The sequence below is a fragment of the Hassallia byssoidea VB512170 genome (genome assembly GCF_000817785.2).
GTDB classification, from domain to species: domain Bacteria; phylum Cyanobacteriota; class Cyanobacteriia; order Cyanobacteriales; family Nostocaceae; genus Hassallia; species Hassallia carrinoi.
In genome coordinates this window covers 1-15,640 of sequence record NZ_JTCM02000142.1, presented here as the reverse complement: position 1 = coordinate 15,640, position 15,640 = coordinate 1, and the positions used below count along the sequence as shown (strand labels likewise).

General features: G+C 43.6%; 12 protein-coding genes and 1 other RNA gene. 4 read left to right on the top strand and 9 right to left on the bottom strand.

Annotated elements, in window-relative coordinates; translation table 11 throughout:
• Positions 1-118: 118 nt before the first annotated feature.
• Positions 119-811, bottom strand: coding sequence for a RibD family protein (locus tag PI95_RS31765; RefSeq protein WP_039737313.1), 693 nt, complete (start codon positions 809-811; stop codon positions 119-121).
• Between the two features lie 285 nt (positions 812-1,096).
• Between PI95_RS31765 and PI95_RS31760 the strand changes: the two genes are divergently transcribed.
• The gene (locus PI95_RS31760) at positions 1,097-3,241 is read left to right on the top strand and encodes an ATP-binding protein (protein ID WP_163519376.1); all 2,145 of its coding nucleotides are present in this window, start codon (positions 1,097-1,099) and stop codon (positions 3,239-3,241) included.
• Here PI95_RS31760 and PI95_RS31755 read toward each other — a convergent pair whose 3' ends face one another.
• The 6 genes from PI95_RS31755 to PI95_RS31730 form a co-directional block, all read right to left on the bottom strand.
• Positions 3,242-4,447 (bottom strand): Gfo/Idh/MocA family protein, encoded by a 1,206-nt coding sequence (locus tag PI95_RS31755; protein WP_039737314.1) that lies wholly within the window; start codon positions 4,445-4,447, stop codon positions 3,242-3,244. It abuts the gene before it with no gap.
• Between the two features lie 110 nt (positions 4,448-4,557).
• Positions 4,558-5,277 (bottom strand): ribonuclease III, encoded by a 720-nt coding sequence (gene rnc / locus PI95_RS31750; RefSeq protein ID WP_039737315.1) that lies wholly within the window; start codon positions 5,275-5,277, stop codon positions 4,558-4,560.
• 298 nt (positions 5,278-5,575) lie between these two features.
• Positions 5,576-6,009, bottom strand: an RNA gene (gene rnpB / locus PI95_RS31745) — RNase P RNA component class A.
• A gap of 55 nt (positions 6,010-6,064) precedes the next feature.
• Positions 6,065-6,778 carry a hypothetical protein gene (locus tag PI95_RS31740; RefSeq protein ID WP_039737317.1) on the bottom strand — a complete coding sequence of 238 codons (714 nt, stop codon included), beginning with the start codon at positions 6,776-6,778 and terminating at the stop codon, positions 6,065-6,067.
• A gap of 64 nt (positions 6,779-6,842) precedes the next feature.
• Positions 6,843-7,973: a magnesium/cobalt transporter CorA gene (corA, locus tag PI95_RS31735; RefSeq protein ID WP_039737318.1), complete on the bottom strand. Its 1,131-nt coding sequence runs from the start codon at positions 7,971-7,973 to the stop codon at positions 6,843-6,845.
• 350 nt (positions 7,974-8,323) lie between these two features.
• Entirely contained in the window at positions 8,324-10,252 is a 1,929-nt protein-coding gene (locus PI95_RS31730) for a BamA/TamA family outer membrane protein (RefSeq protein ID WP_039737319.1), read from the bottom strand.
• A gap of 213 nt (positions 10,253-10,465) precedes the next feature.
• On the opposite strand from PI95_RS31730, the gene PI95_RS31725 reads away from it, so the two are divergent.
• Together PI95_RS31725 and PI95_RS31720 are read left to right on the top strand one after the other, a co-directional pair.
• The gene (locus PI95_RS31725) at positions 10,466-11,650 is read left to right on the top strand and encodes a sensor histidine kinase (protein WP_039737320.1); all 1,185 of its coding nucleotides are present in this window, start codon (positions 10,466-10,468) and stop codon (positions 11,648-11,650) included.
• A 68-nt stretch (positions 11,651-11,718) separates the two neighbouring features.
• Positions 11,719-12,351 carry a response regulator transcription factor gene (locus PI95_RS31720; RefSeq protein ID WP_039737321.1) on the top strand — a complete coding sequence of 211 codons (633 nt, stop codon included), beginning with the start codon at positions 11,719-11,721 and terminating at the stop codon, positions 12,349-12,351.
• Positions 12,352-12,474: 123 nt separating this feature from the next.
• On the opposite strand, the gene groL is transcribed toward PI95_RS31720, so the two are convergent.
• Entirely contained in the window at positions 12,475-14,145 is a 1,671-nt protein-coding gene (gene groL, locus PI95_RS31715; RefSeq protein ID WP_039737322.1) for a chaperonin GroEL, read from the bottom strand.
• A gap of 157 nt (positions 14,146-14,302) precedes the next feature.
• On the opposite strand from groL, the gene PI95_RS31710 reads away from it, so the two are divergent.
• Entirely contained in the window at positions 14,303-15,385 is a 1,083-nt protein-coding gene (locus tag PI95_RS31710) for an MraY family glycosyltransferase (protein WP_039737323.1), read from the top strand.
• On the opposite strand, the gene PI95_RS31705 is transcribed toward PI95_RS31710, so the two are convergent.
• The coding region (locus tag PI95_RS31705; protein ID WP_444881583.1) for a hypothetical protein at positions 15,344-15,640 on the bottom strand (297 nt) is incomplete at its 5' end. The two genes, PI95_RS31710 and PI95_RS31705, sit on opposite strands and share 42 nt — an antisense overlap.

The window sequence follows — 15,640 nt, the reverse complement described above, 5'->3', positions numbered from 1 at the left end:
TCGCCTTATGTGGACAGCCTTGTTTTGTAGATCCTCGATCCCCCACGACATTTTTGATTGAAGGCTGTCCACATTTGTCTAGGGAAGGATTCGCCCCTGCACGGTTCGGTCAAATAATCTAATCTACTAATGGTTGCAGCCGATAGTGCAAAAACACTTCTTGTTCAAAAGTCTGAACTTCTAGTAGTTGCAACTTGGGAGCCAACTGTGGTAAGAATCCTATACCATCCACTGGTGTGGGCGCACTAGCACCGCCCAAAATCAGCGGACAGACAGTAAGCCATAATTCATCAATTAAATTCAATTCCAGCATGGAGGCAGTCAAACTACCACCACCGAGTACGGCGATGCGTGTTATACCTAGATTCGTCAGATGTTGTAAGGCAGTAGAAATGTCAATTTCTTCTGTTGGTGTTTCCAAAATTAAAATTTGCTCAAATTCTGTCCTGCCTTGCCAAAACAGCGCTCCTGCTGTTGTAGTGAGCAACCAGCGTTGAACTGGCTGCTTAAAGAAGTGAATTTCCGGATTTAGCTTGCCTGAGTGTGTAACTACTATATGAACTGGTTGGGCAGATTTACCCAAATGTGTTCTTTGTTGCAGCAGTTGTGGATGCGATACGGTGAGTGTTGTACCGTAGGCTCGAAGAGTACCAGCACCAAACAAAATGGCATCAGAGGCAGCTACTTGCTTCTCCAGGTGTGCTTTATCAGCTAAAGAGCCAAATCGAGCAGGCGATCGCCTGACATCGGCTATTTTGCCATCTGCACTCATTGCCATAACTACAGTGGTATGAGGACGATGTTGCATCATTAAGTTGATTTTGATATTTTCCTTGTTGGTGTGTGAATTATCAAAAAATCCGGATATTAGCAAAAACTGTTCTGCTTTATTTCACAAGTGTATCTATCTGTAACAAATTCTGTTACAGTTACTCTCAAAGACTTTTTGTATAGCAAGTTTCTTTTTGGAATTTACCGATTTGTTACTTTTAATAGCTAGAAATAAAATTGTTATAAATTGACAAAATGTCGCATCTAGCTGTTTTAAGAGCATATCGTTACTGTTTTGGTTTGCAGATGCGAAGTGAGACTGTCGATGACTAAACCCAGTCAATCATCTTTCCGTCGAATTTTAGTGTCAAGAATTTTACTGCTGTTCGTTCCAGTTTTATTAGCAGGAGAAATTCTCGCATTAAACAAGGCACGTTCTAGCCTATTAGAAACTGCCAGGAAAAACTTAACAGAAAGCTCCCAGATTAAAGGGGAAAAGATTGTTGATGCGATCGCAGCCCTAAAATCTAACTTGTTAAGTGCCAGTCAAACAACAGTTATTAAGTCTGGTTCTTCTTGGGAAGCGCAACAATTTATCAACGCGATCGCACAGCAATTGCCAACCCACATAGAATGTATTCAATTAGCAAATCTGCGAAACAGTAACATAATTGCTAGTACTTGTGGTGAGCAACCAATTGCTGAATTAAAATTACCTTTACCTAATGACGAAATTGAAGTTCAGGCAATTTCACCATCACTTTTAGGGAAAACTGGTAAAAAAGATTCAAGAAATCAACTGCAATTACTCTTATCTGCCCCAGTTTACGATAGATTTGGTAACTTACATTACGCCTTAAGAATTAAGACAGCATTACACCAACAGATAAAAAATAAGCGTGGTTCATTAACAGGCTCTACAGTAGTAATTGCTGAAGATGGGACAATTTTAGCACACCCGCTGCCAGCAAGAGTGGGGACTAATATCAAACAGCATCCAGATGCTTCTCGGCTAGAAATGATATTGAAACGTGCGATCAAAGGAAAACGAGATTCTGTAACTTTATATTTTAAAGAAGGAGAACAAAAAGAAGGCATAGAATTAGTAGCTGGATACACAGCTATTCCCAATCCAATTACAAATCAACAGCAGCAAAAATGGGTTGTGTTAGCCGTTACAAGTTTAGATAATGCTTTATTTGGGCTTGGGGAAATCAAACTAATTCTACTCGCTTTAACATTTGGCTTAATTGGCGTCAGTGTTTTGGCATCGTTGTATTTAGGTCGTTACTTAGCACGTCCCGTAGAAGAATTGCGAGACTATGCCTTAAATCTTAACAGCCACCATTCCGCCGAATCAATTCCGCACAACTTTAAAATTCGAGAGTTTAATCAACTAGCGCAAGCACTAAACCAAATGGTAGAAAGGCTTAAAGCTTGGGCAGAAGAGTTAGAAATAGCTTGGAAAGAAGCGAAAACCGCCAATCATCTCAAAAGCAAGTTTTTAGCGACAACTTCCCATGAGTTGAGAAATCCACTTCATACGATTATCAACTGTGTTCAGCTAGTTAAAGATGGCATGTGCGATAGCCGTGAAGAAGAAATGGAGTATCTTTTACATGCCGATCAAGCCGCAATTCACTTGTTAGGAATCATTAATGATTTACTTGACCTTTCCAAAATTGAAGAAGGCAAGCTTTCAGTTGTCGCAGAACCGATTGACCTGCGAAAGTTATTGCAAGAGGTGATTAATTTACAATCAGTTAATGTGCAAAAAAAAGGCTTGCAATTAAAAATTGATTTAGGAGAGGAAGTAATTGCAATTAAGGCAGACGCAGCTAAACTGAAGCAAGTTTTAATTAATGTGATTGGCAACGCAACGAAGTTTACCGAAACTGGAAGCATTGCGATCGCTACAGAAATTGAAAATAGTTTTAGTCAATCTCAGGTGATTATCACCGTTACAGATACAGGTGTGGGCATCGATCCTGCCCAACAGCATAAACTATTTCGCCCCTTTGTGATGGCAGATAATGCAAACACACGCAAATTTGAAGGTACAGGATTGGGACTGGCGATTTCACGAAACTTAATCGAACTCATGGGAGGTACGATTACTCTTGAGAGTGCGGGTATTAACCAAGGCACCACGATTGCGATCGCTTTACCTTTAATTGATATCTCGCTGTTATCTACTTCAGCACATCAAGAGGTTTCAGAACACAGAAGCGCAAATCAAATCAAAGAAATAGAGGAAATTAGTTCTCAGGAAAACATTTTTCCTTCTCCCAAAGGAATAATAGATGTAGAAAAATCCGAGCATAGACTTCCTTCAATGGTAACTTCCCAAGAGATAGGAATATGGCGAGAAGTCCGAGATACTTCCGGTACAGACACTTTGCGGACGACTCGTCGTCAGACATCCGAATTCTTACCGCACAGCGCTAACTCCCCATCTCTCAAAAGTTAGTTAACGACTAACAAATTTGTCAATCAAAACAGATTTACCATTTTCTTTGAGAGATTCTGTTAAAGCCGTGAGAATTTGCACCAATTCTGTGCCTACCCAGCCAGATGAAATCATTGAAGGAGTATTCTCAAGGATGCAGTTAACAAAGTTTGAGCAAACCCGCTGCAATGATTCGCTTGTTTCTACTTCCAACACCTCGCGGCTTTGATTCACGGGTATAAATTGATTTTGCTTGACCGCAAACTCACCATGTAATAGCGTCAAAGGTGCTTCCGTTGACATTTCATCAAAAATCAAGCTGCCCAGGCTTCCCACAACCACAATCCGCCGCTGTTTATCCGGATTGAGCCAGCACAAGTGTATGTAAGCTTGAAAACCATCCGGGTATGTAAGTGTTACCCAGACTAAATCTGCTAGTCCTTGATTTGGGAATGAGGGGGATGAGGGGGATGAGGGGGATGAGGGGGGGACAGGGGGACAGGGGGACAGGGGGGACAAGGGCGACGGGCGTGGGGACAATTCTTTCTCCCCATCTCCTTGTCTCCCCATCTCCTTGTCTCCCCATCTCCTTGTCTCCCCATCTCCTTGTCTCCCCATCTCCCCCATTCCTCTCTGTAGCCAAACTGTACCCGTTGCCTGTACTTTCACGGGTGTTTGACCTAGCCAATTATTAAAAATGGCTATATCGTGAATCGCTAAGTCCCACAAAGCATCGACATCTTGGCGGACTGGTCCGAGATGCGTGCGGCTGGCGTAGCCGTAACGTAAATCACCTAATTTACCAGCCTGAACTACAGTTTGCCCTCGCTCAACTACTGGATGAAATAAATAAGTGTGGTCAACCATCAAAATTAAGTTCAGTTGTTCTGCTAACTGACATAATTCCTGGCATTCTGTTGGATCTAGAGTTAGGGGTTTTTCTGCTAAAACGTGGTATCCCCAGCGTAAAGCATCGGCAATTAAAGAGTAATGAGTGATAGCGGGAGTAGCAATTACTACAGCTTGCAACCCAGGCAGATGCTTAAGTTCATGCCACTGGGTTGTTAATATTACAGTATTATCTAAGTTAAACTGCTGTTTTACTGCTGCTAATCGTTCTGGATTGGGGTCTACTACCGCAGCAACACTTACATCGGGATGTTGTAAAAAATTCCGCAGCAAATGCACACCCCAACGTCCAACTCCGATAACAGCGATTTTAATCATTGGTTAATAGTCAAGAGTCAACAGTTAATAGTTAATAGTCAACGGTAAATCGTCAATCGTCAATAGTTATAAAAATTACTTTTAACTATGAAGTATCAACTATTGACTAATTAGGGTTTATCCGTAGAGCTAATAGCAAAAAAAGCTACTTTTGCCGCAGCTTGCTCGGCGCCTTTAATGGAGCGTCCCTTGCCTTGACCGAGCTTTTTGCCGTGCAGCCAGACTTCAGCCATGAAACGTTCTTGATTGTGGTGCGGTAGATTAATTTCTACAACTCGATATTCAGGTAAAACTTTAAATTGAGCCTGAGTCCATTCTTGTAAAGCAGCTTTATAGTTCAATCTGGCGGGATCGAGGCGAATTTCTGCCGCTAATTGTTTGAAGTGGGGATCTAGCCAAGGGTGAATAAGTTCGAGATTTTGAGTACTGAGGTAAAGCGCTCCGAGGACGGCTTCAAAAGCATCTGCCAGTCGTGACTCTTGACCAACTTTATCAGCGGTAGCACTGCCAGCGACAAGTAAGTATAACTCCAAACCGTATTCTTTTGCCAATTGAGCGAGAATGCGATCGCTTACCAACACCGAACGAATTGCCGCAAAATCTCCCACTGGGCAATCAGGATAATTTTCCCACAACACAACAGCCGCCACCAAGCGCACCACCGCATCGCCGACAAACTCCAGTTGTTCATAATTTGCCGACTCAGAGACAGTCGGATGAGTCAGCGCTAAGTCAAGAAGCTGCCACTTTATAGGTGCTTGTGTTGACAGACCTAATTTTTGTACTAAGTTTTCAAGCTGTCGTTGACGGCGTGGATAAGCGAGAGTCATCACATGGGAGAGGGGACAAGGGGACAAGGGGAGCTTTTCTCCGTGCGGAGGTTCCCTCCGTTGAGGCGCCTGGCGTGGACAAGGGGACAAGGGGAGCTTTTCTCCGTGCGGAGGTTCCCTCCGTTGAGGCGCCTGGCGTGGACAAGGAGGACAAAGGTGACTTTTGATTTTTAACTTTGCGCCGACTACTTTGTTTTCCTAACTTTTAATTTCTAACTTCTAACTCGTAACTCCTAACTTCTAACTCCTAACTTTTAACTCCTAACTCCTAACTTCGCTCCTCAGCACTCAAATAGGGGGAGAGAGTCGGATCGTAAGCCGGGTTCTGTTCTCTTGCGAGGGCAGTTATCTATCTGGGACGCTTGTTACCAAACGCCTCTAGCGGCTCTTTTATAACGGAACTGGTAAAAGACCAACCGTAGTTCCTCTCGCCTTGCTCCCAACCGGGGTTTACCGAGCCAGCGCTTCTCAACGCTGCTGGTGCGCTCTTACCGCACCTTTGCACCCTTACCAAATTAGTTATGAGTTATGAGTTATGAGTTATGAGTTATGAGTTATGAATTCAAAACTCCTACTCCGTTCTCCTAACTTTATTTGGCGGTATCTTTCTGTGGCACTATCCTCACGATCGCTCGCACTGGACGTTATCCAGCAAGTTTGGTCTTTCGGGAGTCCGGACTTTCCTCAAATTAGTTTCAACGAAACTGATCTGCAACCGCCTGCGCCTACTCTCTCCCATAATCCAGTGTAATCTTGGATGGGGTCGTGTGTCCGGTTTGAGATTAACTCATTTTCTTTTAGAATTCCAAGGTAGGGCGTATGTCCAAGGTAGTTTTCTAACTACGAAGGGACAATTTATAATGCACATGGCAGGAATATTCACACCTGGAGCTAGACCGACACGCACTTCAGATATCCTCAGCACTAGTTGTAGCGAAAAGTTCAAGTTTTTTCTTTGCTTCATAAAGTCGCTGTACAAAATATTTTGCGCCCTTACCGGGCTTTTTTGCAGCGCAATTATATTAACTATGGGTTTTTTGGGTGTGTAGGTTCCAGCTACTTGATCGCGCTCGAAAACATCTTCAGCTGTCACCGCTTCTGTAAGTGTTTTCTTGGGAGCAACTAAGCTCGGACTTTGCGGTACAGCTAAGTCGCGGGTTAAGTCTGGTGATTTACGAATTACTCTGCGCGATTGCTTGTTATGTTCGACTACTATCGAGCTGTTGTCCCAGTCAACGTATACGGCAAGATTATCAGATTTATTCTCAATGCTAATTGACAACTCTTTCACGTCTTCAAGTGAGTTTGAGGGTTTAAATTTAAAAGAAATACCCACATGGTCTTGGATATTTTGTTCTTTAAGTTGTTCCTCGACGTCTTTTTTTTGATATTCAAACTTAATTTGGTCGTCGATTGATTCAATCATGCGATTGAAAGTGTAAGTGACGCCAATTATATAAAACGTCAAAACAAATAAATTCTGATCGCCTGTTCCTCTCATAATTCAGAATATAGACTCCCTGCTAATGTGAATAGATATTCGATTCATTGCCCGTGTGAAATCTTTAATCGTGCTTAATTGTAGAAGCATTTTCTAGCCAGCCTTTTCGCCAGAAAAAGAATATTAACCCAAATGCGATCGCCCCCATCGCTACTAAACAAAGCGGATAACCCCAATGCCATTTCAGTTCTGGCATATACTCAAAATTCATTCCATACAAACCTGCAATAAAAGTTAGCGGAATAAAAATTGCCGACACCACCGTTAGCAGCTTCATGACTTCATTCATTCTGTTACTGACTGCTGAAAGATACACGTCCATTAACCCAGATGCAAGTTCTCGGTAAGTTTCCACCATGTCCATTACTTGTACTGCGTGGTCATAACAGTCTCGTAAGTATATTCGCACCTCGTCACCGATTAGATCGTTGCCTTCCCGAATTAAAGAATTAATTGCATCCCGCTGGGGCCAGATAGCGCGACGCAGTTGCAGTAATTCTCGCCTAAGTTGATATATTTTTTGTAAAGTTTTGGGGCTAGGATTGATTATGACTTCTTCCTCTAACTCTTCAATGCGATCGCCGTAAAGTTCCAGCACAGGGAAAAACCCATCAATTATCGCATCTAACAGAGTGTAAGCTAAATAATCGGCTCCTGATGAGCGGATAATGCCTTTACCTTTTTGAATTCGCGATCGCACTCCTTCTAGGCAATCATGTTCTGGTTCCTCCTGCACTGTCAGCAGGTAATATTTCCCCAATACCAAACTCACTTGTTCGCTATAAAAGCCACATACTCTCTCTTTTGGCACCACCATGCGCGAAATTATCACTAATTGATCGTCATAATCCTCTATTTTGGGACGCTCTGGTACATTTACCACATCTTCTAAAACCAAAGGATGCAAATCAAACACCTTTCCCAAACGTTGCAAAATATCCATACTGCCTAAACCTTGCACATCCACCCAAGAAACAGATTCTTTATCCAAATAAGGGGCACACTCCTCTGGTGTATTCAGTTGCTTGCGAACTACGTTAGTCTTGTTATAATCAATCAGGAATATTATCGGTGGTGGAGCGTCTGCATCAATAATGATAGTTCCCGGCATATCACCCGGTCGGTGAAAAAAGTCTTCCTCATCATCTTTTGGCTTAACTAATTTTAGAGGAAGGTGACGAAGTTTTCTCATCATGTAGTTTTACCTGATTTAGTCATTAGCCATTAACTTAGAACTCTTGAATTTTCACCATTTTGTTTACTGAATTTCCAGTAATTTTATTAGTTTAAATTAGTCCTTTTCTACTAATTATGCTTGGAATTCAAGAATTAGATTATTATTCCTGTCTACCTTATTGCTTAGAAGACAATGGGTAAAAAGTTCCAAAAAGTGAATAATTATAAAAGCTTACGCGCTAACCTCGTTCATCAGCAATAATATAAAAAACAGTTAGTCTTGACAAGACAAACTGCTTTTATAATATTTGTATATTAGCTATAAATACATCCTGCCAGCCCCCCGACTGGCACTGATTGTATACAAGCTTAGAATCGCTCTCCAATGCCAAACTGGATGCGGCTTTCTCCTTCGTCATTCAAGCCGTAGTCAAGGCGAATCGGTCCGAGTGGAGATTGGACGCGGACTCCAAGACCATAACCAAAGCCGTTACCAGGTTTACCCCGCACACCACCGGGATTCCCAGGAACACTACTGCTAGTACCCAAATCGCTAGCAGCATCAAAAAATAAGGCACCACTAACAACCGAAAAAACCGGAAAGCGATACTCAGCCGTCGCTTGAAGAAAGCTGCGAGCTGAACCTAAGTTACCTTCTTCATATCCTCGCACAGAGTTAGCACCACCAAGAGAAAAGGCTTCGTAGGGAGGTAAATCGCCGATTACGGTTCCCGCTTGAAAATTAAAAGCGATCGCTTGGGGACATTCCTGTGCGGTGGAATTTGCTTTACGGCAGCCTTGAGTTAAACGGGTCAAGCGCGTGGGAAGATAAAAGCTATAGCTACCCCGCAGCTTGTTGGATAAAATGCTTGCTTCACCGATGGGAATTGACTGCTCGCTAGTTAATCGCAAAACAGATCCTTGTGTCGGTCTGAGTGAGTCGTTACGGCGATCGCGTATCAACCCCAAGGGCAAAGTTAACAAATCATCGTTTCCATTACCGCTAAAACTAAGGTTGTTTCCCAGTTCATCCTTGGGACTCAATTTACCATCAGCATCACGGATCGAAATCCGTTGATACTGCAACCCAGCACTAGCTACCCACTCTGACTTTTCCAGCGGGTTTTTACTGAGAGGACGGGTAAAAGTAATACCGCCGCCAGTGCGATTTATTCTGGGGCGATCGCCATTTGGCAATTCTACGTCTTGATCGCCACCCTCGAATATGCGCGAAATTGTTTGTCGTCTAAAACCATTCACCGTGTAAGAAGTGCGGAAGCGATCGCCTGCAATCCAAGGATCGGTAAAGTTGGCATCAAATAGCAAACCTCGCTGACTCCACTGCACTTCAGTCCCTAGTTTTTGGTTTCTTCCTGCCCAATTTTTTGCTTGAAAGCTACCAGCAGCAAAAAATCCGTTAGACGAACTAAATCCACCACTAGGCGCTAGAGAAAAGCTTTTGCCTTCAGTAGCATTTACAACTACAATTACCTTACGTGGGTCTTGCCCTGGATTGAGCGAAACCTTCAAATCCTGAAAAATCCCCAGCCCGAAGACTCGCTGTAAGTCTTTTTGCACAGAGTTCCGGTTAAACACAACTCCCGGCTTTAACTGCATTTCACGAGTAATAATATATTTTTGCGTTTGTCCGCGAATCGGTTTACCAGCAGCGTCTTTATCTTCTCCATCCAGATTCACAAACCGCACTTGGATATCTTCAACAACTCCTTCTGTCACCTCCAAGGTTACAGTTCCATCAGCAGCGACGCGGGGACTTTCAACTACCTGCGCCAAAACATAGCCATTATCTTGATACCACTTATTTAATTTGTTAATGCCTTCTTGAAGTTGGCGGAGGTTGAGAATACTGCCATACTGGTGGTTAAAGCTGTCATTTACTACTTTGGCTGGCAAAACTTGATTACCCTGCACTTGTACAGAACGCAGCACTGGGTTAGGTTTTACCGCAAAGGTGACTCGTACGCCCAGCGGTGTATCCTCCGGGATAGCGCGGACATCAGCAAAGTAACCTGTAGCAAAAATTGCGTTAATATCTTCTTGTAATTGCGATCGCGTTACTGTCTTTCCTGGCTGCGTTCGCAATACTTTGTATACTTCTTCTTGCAATTTGCCTTCCACACCGCTGACAACTACTTCCCCTACCAAGACGCTCTTTTCTGCTTCGGTGGTAGGATTGTCAGGAATAGTTTCTTGAGCGATCGCGCAAGGAACCGAGTGTAAAAAAGTCAAAATGATAGACGCTGCAATGCTGCCACTCAGGCTGTATAAGTTTTTCATACAAATACAATCCCTAAAGTAAATACCCAAGCAATACTTGACTTTTCATAAAATCTTTTAGAGAAACGGCTACAAGTAAACTAGCAAAGATAATATCTAGACAATCTTGGCTAAAGTCATACATATTTATGACTAAAGTCATGTATTAAATTCGCCATCCAGAGTGGATGATAAATCTTGATTTACCCCTGACACTGCAAGGGAAAAACCGTGATGAATTTAGTCACAACCACTTCTATACGCCGTACCTTGCGATATGTTGAATGGACGGTTTTGATTGTATATCTCTTGCTACTTTTAGTAAATTACCGCCAAGGTAGTTATACGGCGCAATTTCTCCCTACTTATCTGGCTTCTATAGCTACTTCTGGTACTTTGAGTTTTATTTTTCCGATAAATCGTCCTCTTTGGCAAAGACGAGTTTATATATTTCTAGAAATACTATCAATTATGTTTCCTAGAGCGGTGGGAATTAGTTTTGAGATATTAATCTATATCGTACTTGTTAAAAGCTGTTTTTTACTTAACCGCAAAGAAGTTGTCATGACTGCAATCTTCTCAGGAATTGTTTGGAACTTACTATTAGCTTGGAGTTTACCTGGAATATTGGAATTTCAACGTGTCCATATAGCTCAAGGTATTGCTCATTTATATGACAATAATTTCCTGATTATTATCAGTCAAATGATTAATGATATTGGCTTGTATTTAGCGGGAAGTACCTTTGTAATTTTATTTAGCTTTGTTGTCATTGCCGAACAAAAAACTCGTCAAAGAGCAGAAGTTTTGGCGAAAGAAGTAGAAAGTTTAGCTGCAACTTTAGAACGTACTCGCATAGCCCGTGAAATTCATGATTCATTGGGTCATTATCTGACAACTTTAGATGTGCAATTGGAACTTGCTCAAAAATTGTATCAGCGCGATTATATCCAAGCTGCTAAGTCTTTAGATATTGCCAAAGAATTAACTAGTCAGTGTTTGAGTGAGGTGAGACGGTCTGTGCAAACGCTGCGAAATGGCAATTTTAATCTTAATTTAGCACTAAATACTTTAGTGGAACAGGTGGGGCAAAACCAATCTTTTGTAATTCACTTAAATGTAAAACTGCCCCAACTACCAATTCAAGCTAGCCACCAACTTTATTGTATTGTGCAAGAAGGACTTACCAACATTCAAAAACACGCTTGTGCAAGTGTTGTTAGTCTTAATGGTTATCAAACCTCGGAGGGGATTATTCTAGAACTAATTGATGATGGTGAAGGATTTGATTTGAGCGCACCTGCTTCTGGTTTTGGACTGCGGGGAATGCAAGAACGAGTTCAGATTTTGGGAGGAGAATTGAAGATTAAGAGTTCTCCTGGCAAAGGAACTCAGATTCAAGTAATAATTTCATTATAAAAGCGGCACTGCTTGAATTACATTCCTAGATTAAATCTGGGAACGAGTAAATGAGGAAATGGTGTGAGATGATTCGAGTTTTATTAGTAGATGATCAAGCGTTGTTTCGCCAAGGATTAGCTTCTTTATTATCACTAGAAGAAGATTTAGAAATTGTGGGACAAGCGAGTCATGGATTTGAAGCGATCGCTCTAACCCAAACCTTACAACCCGATGTTATTCTCATGGATGTACGGATGCCGATTTGTGATGGGGTAGTAGCAACAGGCGAAATTCATCAACGCTTTCCCTGGATTAGAATTCTCGTGCTGACTACCTTTGATGAGGATGAATATATTTGGAAATCTTTACAAGCCGGCGCACTCGGCTATTTACTTAAAAGTACCCCTTCAGCACAGTTAGCCACAGCAATTCGCACTTTACACCAAGGTCATTGTCAGCTAGGTCCAACTATTGCACCAAAAGTTTTTGCCCAACTTCACCCTCCTGCAATCAAGCAAAATTTACATTACCATTTGACTGAACGAGAATCAGAAGTTTTAAAGCTGATTTCTCAAGGTAAAAATAATCGAGAAATTGCCCAGATATTATATCTGACTGAGGGTACTGTGAAAAACTATGTTACTCAAATTTTAGGGCGGTTGGGGTTACGCGATCGCACTCAAGCTGCTTTATGGGCAAAGGAGAATCTCCCTATTTAGCCACTCTTCTTTTTCTCTGCGCTCTCTGCGGCTTAATTATTAATTTTTTTATTATTTCATTAAATTATATAAGGAAGGGCGGGGAAACCCCGCCCCTACAGGATTTTACACGGTCGCGGGGGACTACATCATGCCCATGCCGCCCATGCCGCCCATGCCGCCCATGCCGCCCATACCGCCCATGCCGCCCATGTCAGGGGCACCGCCGGCTGGTTTCTTCTCAGGCTTTTCGACAACGATCGCTTCGGTGGTTAAAACCATACCTGCGATAGATGCGGCGTTTTGAATAGCTGAACGCACAACTTTGGCAGGGTCAATAATCCCAGCAGCAATCAAGTCTTCAAATTCGCCTGTAGCAGCGTTGTAGCCGGTGTTGAAATCGCTTTCGCGCACTCTGGCAACAATCACAGAACCTTCAGCACCGGCATTATCTGCAATTTGACGGAGGGGAGCTTCGAGCGATCGCGCTAAAATATCAGCGCCGATCTTTTCTTCTGTGTCGAGGGTATTTTTAATTTCCTCAATCTTCTTCGCCAAGTGAATCAAGGTTGTTCCCCCACCCGGAACGATTCCTTCTTCCACAGCGGCTTTAGTAGCGTTGAGGGCATCCTCAATCCGCAATTTGCGGTCTTTGAGTTCGGTTTCCGTTGCGGCACCGACTTTAATCACTGCGACACCACCAGCTAGCTTGGCAATGCGTTCTTGCAGTTTTTCTTTATCGTAGTCAGAATCGGTTTCTTCCAATTGTTTGCGAATTTGACCAATTCGCTTTTGTACGTCCGAACTGGCTTCGCCGGCAGCTACAATGGTGGTGTTTTCTTTATCGATAACGATTTTCCGGGCAGTTCCCAGCATTTCCAAAGTAGCGGTATCCAAACTTAAACCGATTTCTTCAGAAATCATTTGTCCGCCAGTGAGAATCGCAATATCTTGTAACATTGCTTTGCGGCGATCGCCAAAACCAGGGGCTTTAATCGCAGCGACACTCAGCACACCTCTTGCTTTGTTCACTACCAAAGTTGCCAAAGCATCGCCGTCTACATCTTCGGCGATAACGAGCAAAGCTTGACCCAAACGGGCGACTTTTTCCAAGACTGGCACTAAATCCTGAATGCTGCTGATTTTTTTGTCAGTAATCAGGATGCGGGCATTTTCAAATTCCACCGTCATGCGATCGTTGTTGGTGATGAAATAGGGGGAAATATAACCCCGATCTATCTGCATCCCCTCAACAACTTCTAACTCAGTGGTTAGCGATTTGGATTCTTCAACAGTGATTACACCGTCTTTGGTGACTTTTTCCATCGCTTCGGCAAGCATACTGCCGACTTCTTCATCGTTACCAGCTGACACGGTGGCAACTTGGGCGATCGCACTACCTTCAACTGGTTTGGCGATGGCGGCAATTTCTTGCACCAACGCTTCGATGGTTTTGTCGATCCCCCGCTTTAAAGCTACTGGATTCGTGCCTGCGGCGACGTTTTTCAAACCTTCTTTGACTAACGCTTGTGCCAAAACTGTAGCGGTGGTGGTGCCATCTCCTGCCACATCTTTGGTTCTTGATGCCACTTCTTGGATCAGTCTCGCGCCAGTATTTTCTAGCGGATCTTCTAGTTCAATTTCTTTGGCAACGGTGATACCATCATTGACGATCTGAGGGGCACCAAATTTCTTTTCTAAAAGGACGTTGCGACCTTTTGGACCTAAAGTGATTTTCACTGCATCGGCAAGGGCGTTAATGCCTCTTTCTAGTGCCCGACGCGATTCTTCATCAAATGCAACAATTTTTGCCATGTTTGACTTCTCTAGCGCTTCCAATAGACAATTTAGCACTCAATAGCTTTGAGTGCTAACTGAGGAACCAGTTCATTTTACAAATAAATGGAAAAAAATTGATTAATATACAGTTGATGCTCATGTCGGCTATTGGCAGTAATGCTTAAATCGGGAGATGAATCTATACGACTCCCTTCAGTCTATTGGTATAGCTAAACCTAGCGGTTCCGGCTGGTTAGCGGTAGTATTTACGTTTCTTTTGGCTTGGCTAGTTACGTGGCGTATGATTCCGACTTTACGCAAGTTTGCCTTGCGCGTCGGTTGGGCTGACCAACCAAACGCACGACGACTAAATCGAGAACCTTTGCCCAATGCGGGGGGTTTGGCTATTTACACCGGAGTAATTGCCGCACTGGTACTAGCTAGCCTCTTGCGCCCAATCGAAGTGCAAAACGTATTGGTGCAGGTGCTGAGTATTTTACTCGGAGGTTCAATATTAGTTCTTGTCGGCTTTATAGACGATCAGTTCGGCTTACCCCCGTCTGTGCGGATGTTTACTCAAATTCTCACCGCACTATTGCTGGTTGCTAATGGCATCAGTATTGATATAAATTTTGGCACTCCCTTTGACTCAATTTTGTCAACGTTGTTGACGGTGTTTTGGGTAGTAGGAATTACCAACGCCATCAACTTGATGGATGGTATGGATGGTTTGGCGGGAGGAGTCAGCTTTATTACCGCCATGAGTTTGTTGGCAGTTTCTGCCCAGTTTCCCAATCGGGCAGCCGCAACTTTAGTTTTAGCAGCATTGGGGGGCGCGGCGCTGGGCTTTTTGCGTCACAACTTCCACCCCTCGCGAATCATTATGGGTGATGCCGGAGCCTACTTTTTTGGCTATGTGCTAGCGGCAACCAGTATTCTCGGTAAACTCCAAGTAACTACTGTGTTTTCACTAGTGCCGACAGTGTTATTTTTACTGTTGCCAGTGTTAGATACCACTCAAGTGGTAGTCAAGCGGCTGATGGCAGGGAAAAATCCCATGAGTACCCCCGGTAAAGACCATTTGCACCACCGCTTGTTAGCTTGGGGTTTATCCCAGCGCAACGCTGGGTTTACTTTGTGGTCAATCACCTTGATTTTCAACTTGCTGGCGATGAGAACACAGCACATGAGTTTAGCAGTGATGGTTGCTACCCTCAGCGGCATCATTATCCTTTTAGGCTTTACTCTCTGGCAAAGGATACGGGCGACGGTGTGAGGAGTGGGGAGTGGGGAGTGGGGAGTGGGGAAGTGGGGAGTGGGGAGTGGGGAGTGGGGGGATGAGGGAGAAATTCCTGTTTGTCCTTCTGCTCCCTGCCCCCTGCCACGCCAGATGCTCCACTTGGGGAAACCCCAAGACCGCACTGGCTCCCCTACCCCCTGCCACGCCAGATGCTCCACTTGGGGAAACCCCAAGACCGCACTGGCTCCCCTGCCACGCCAGATGCTCCACTTGGGGAAACCCCAAGACCGC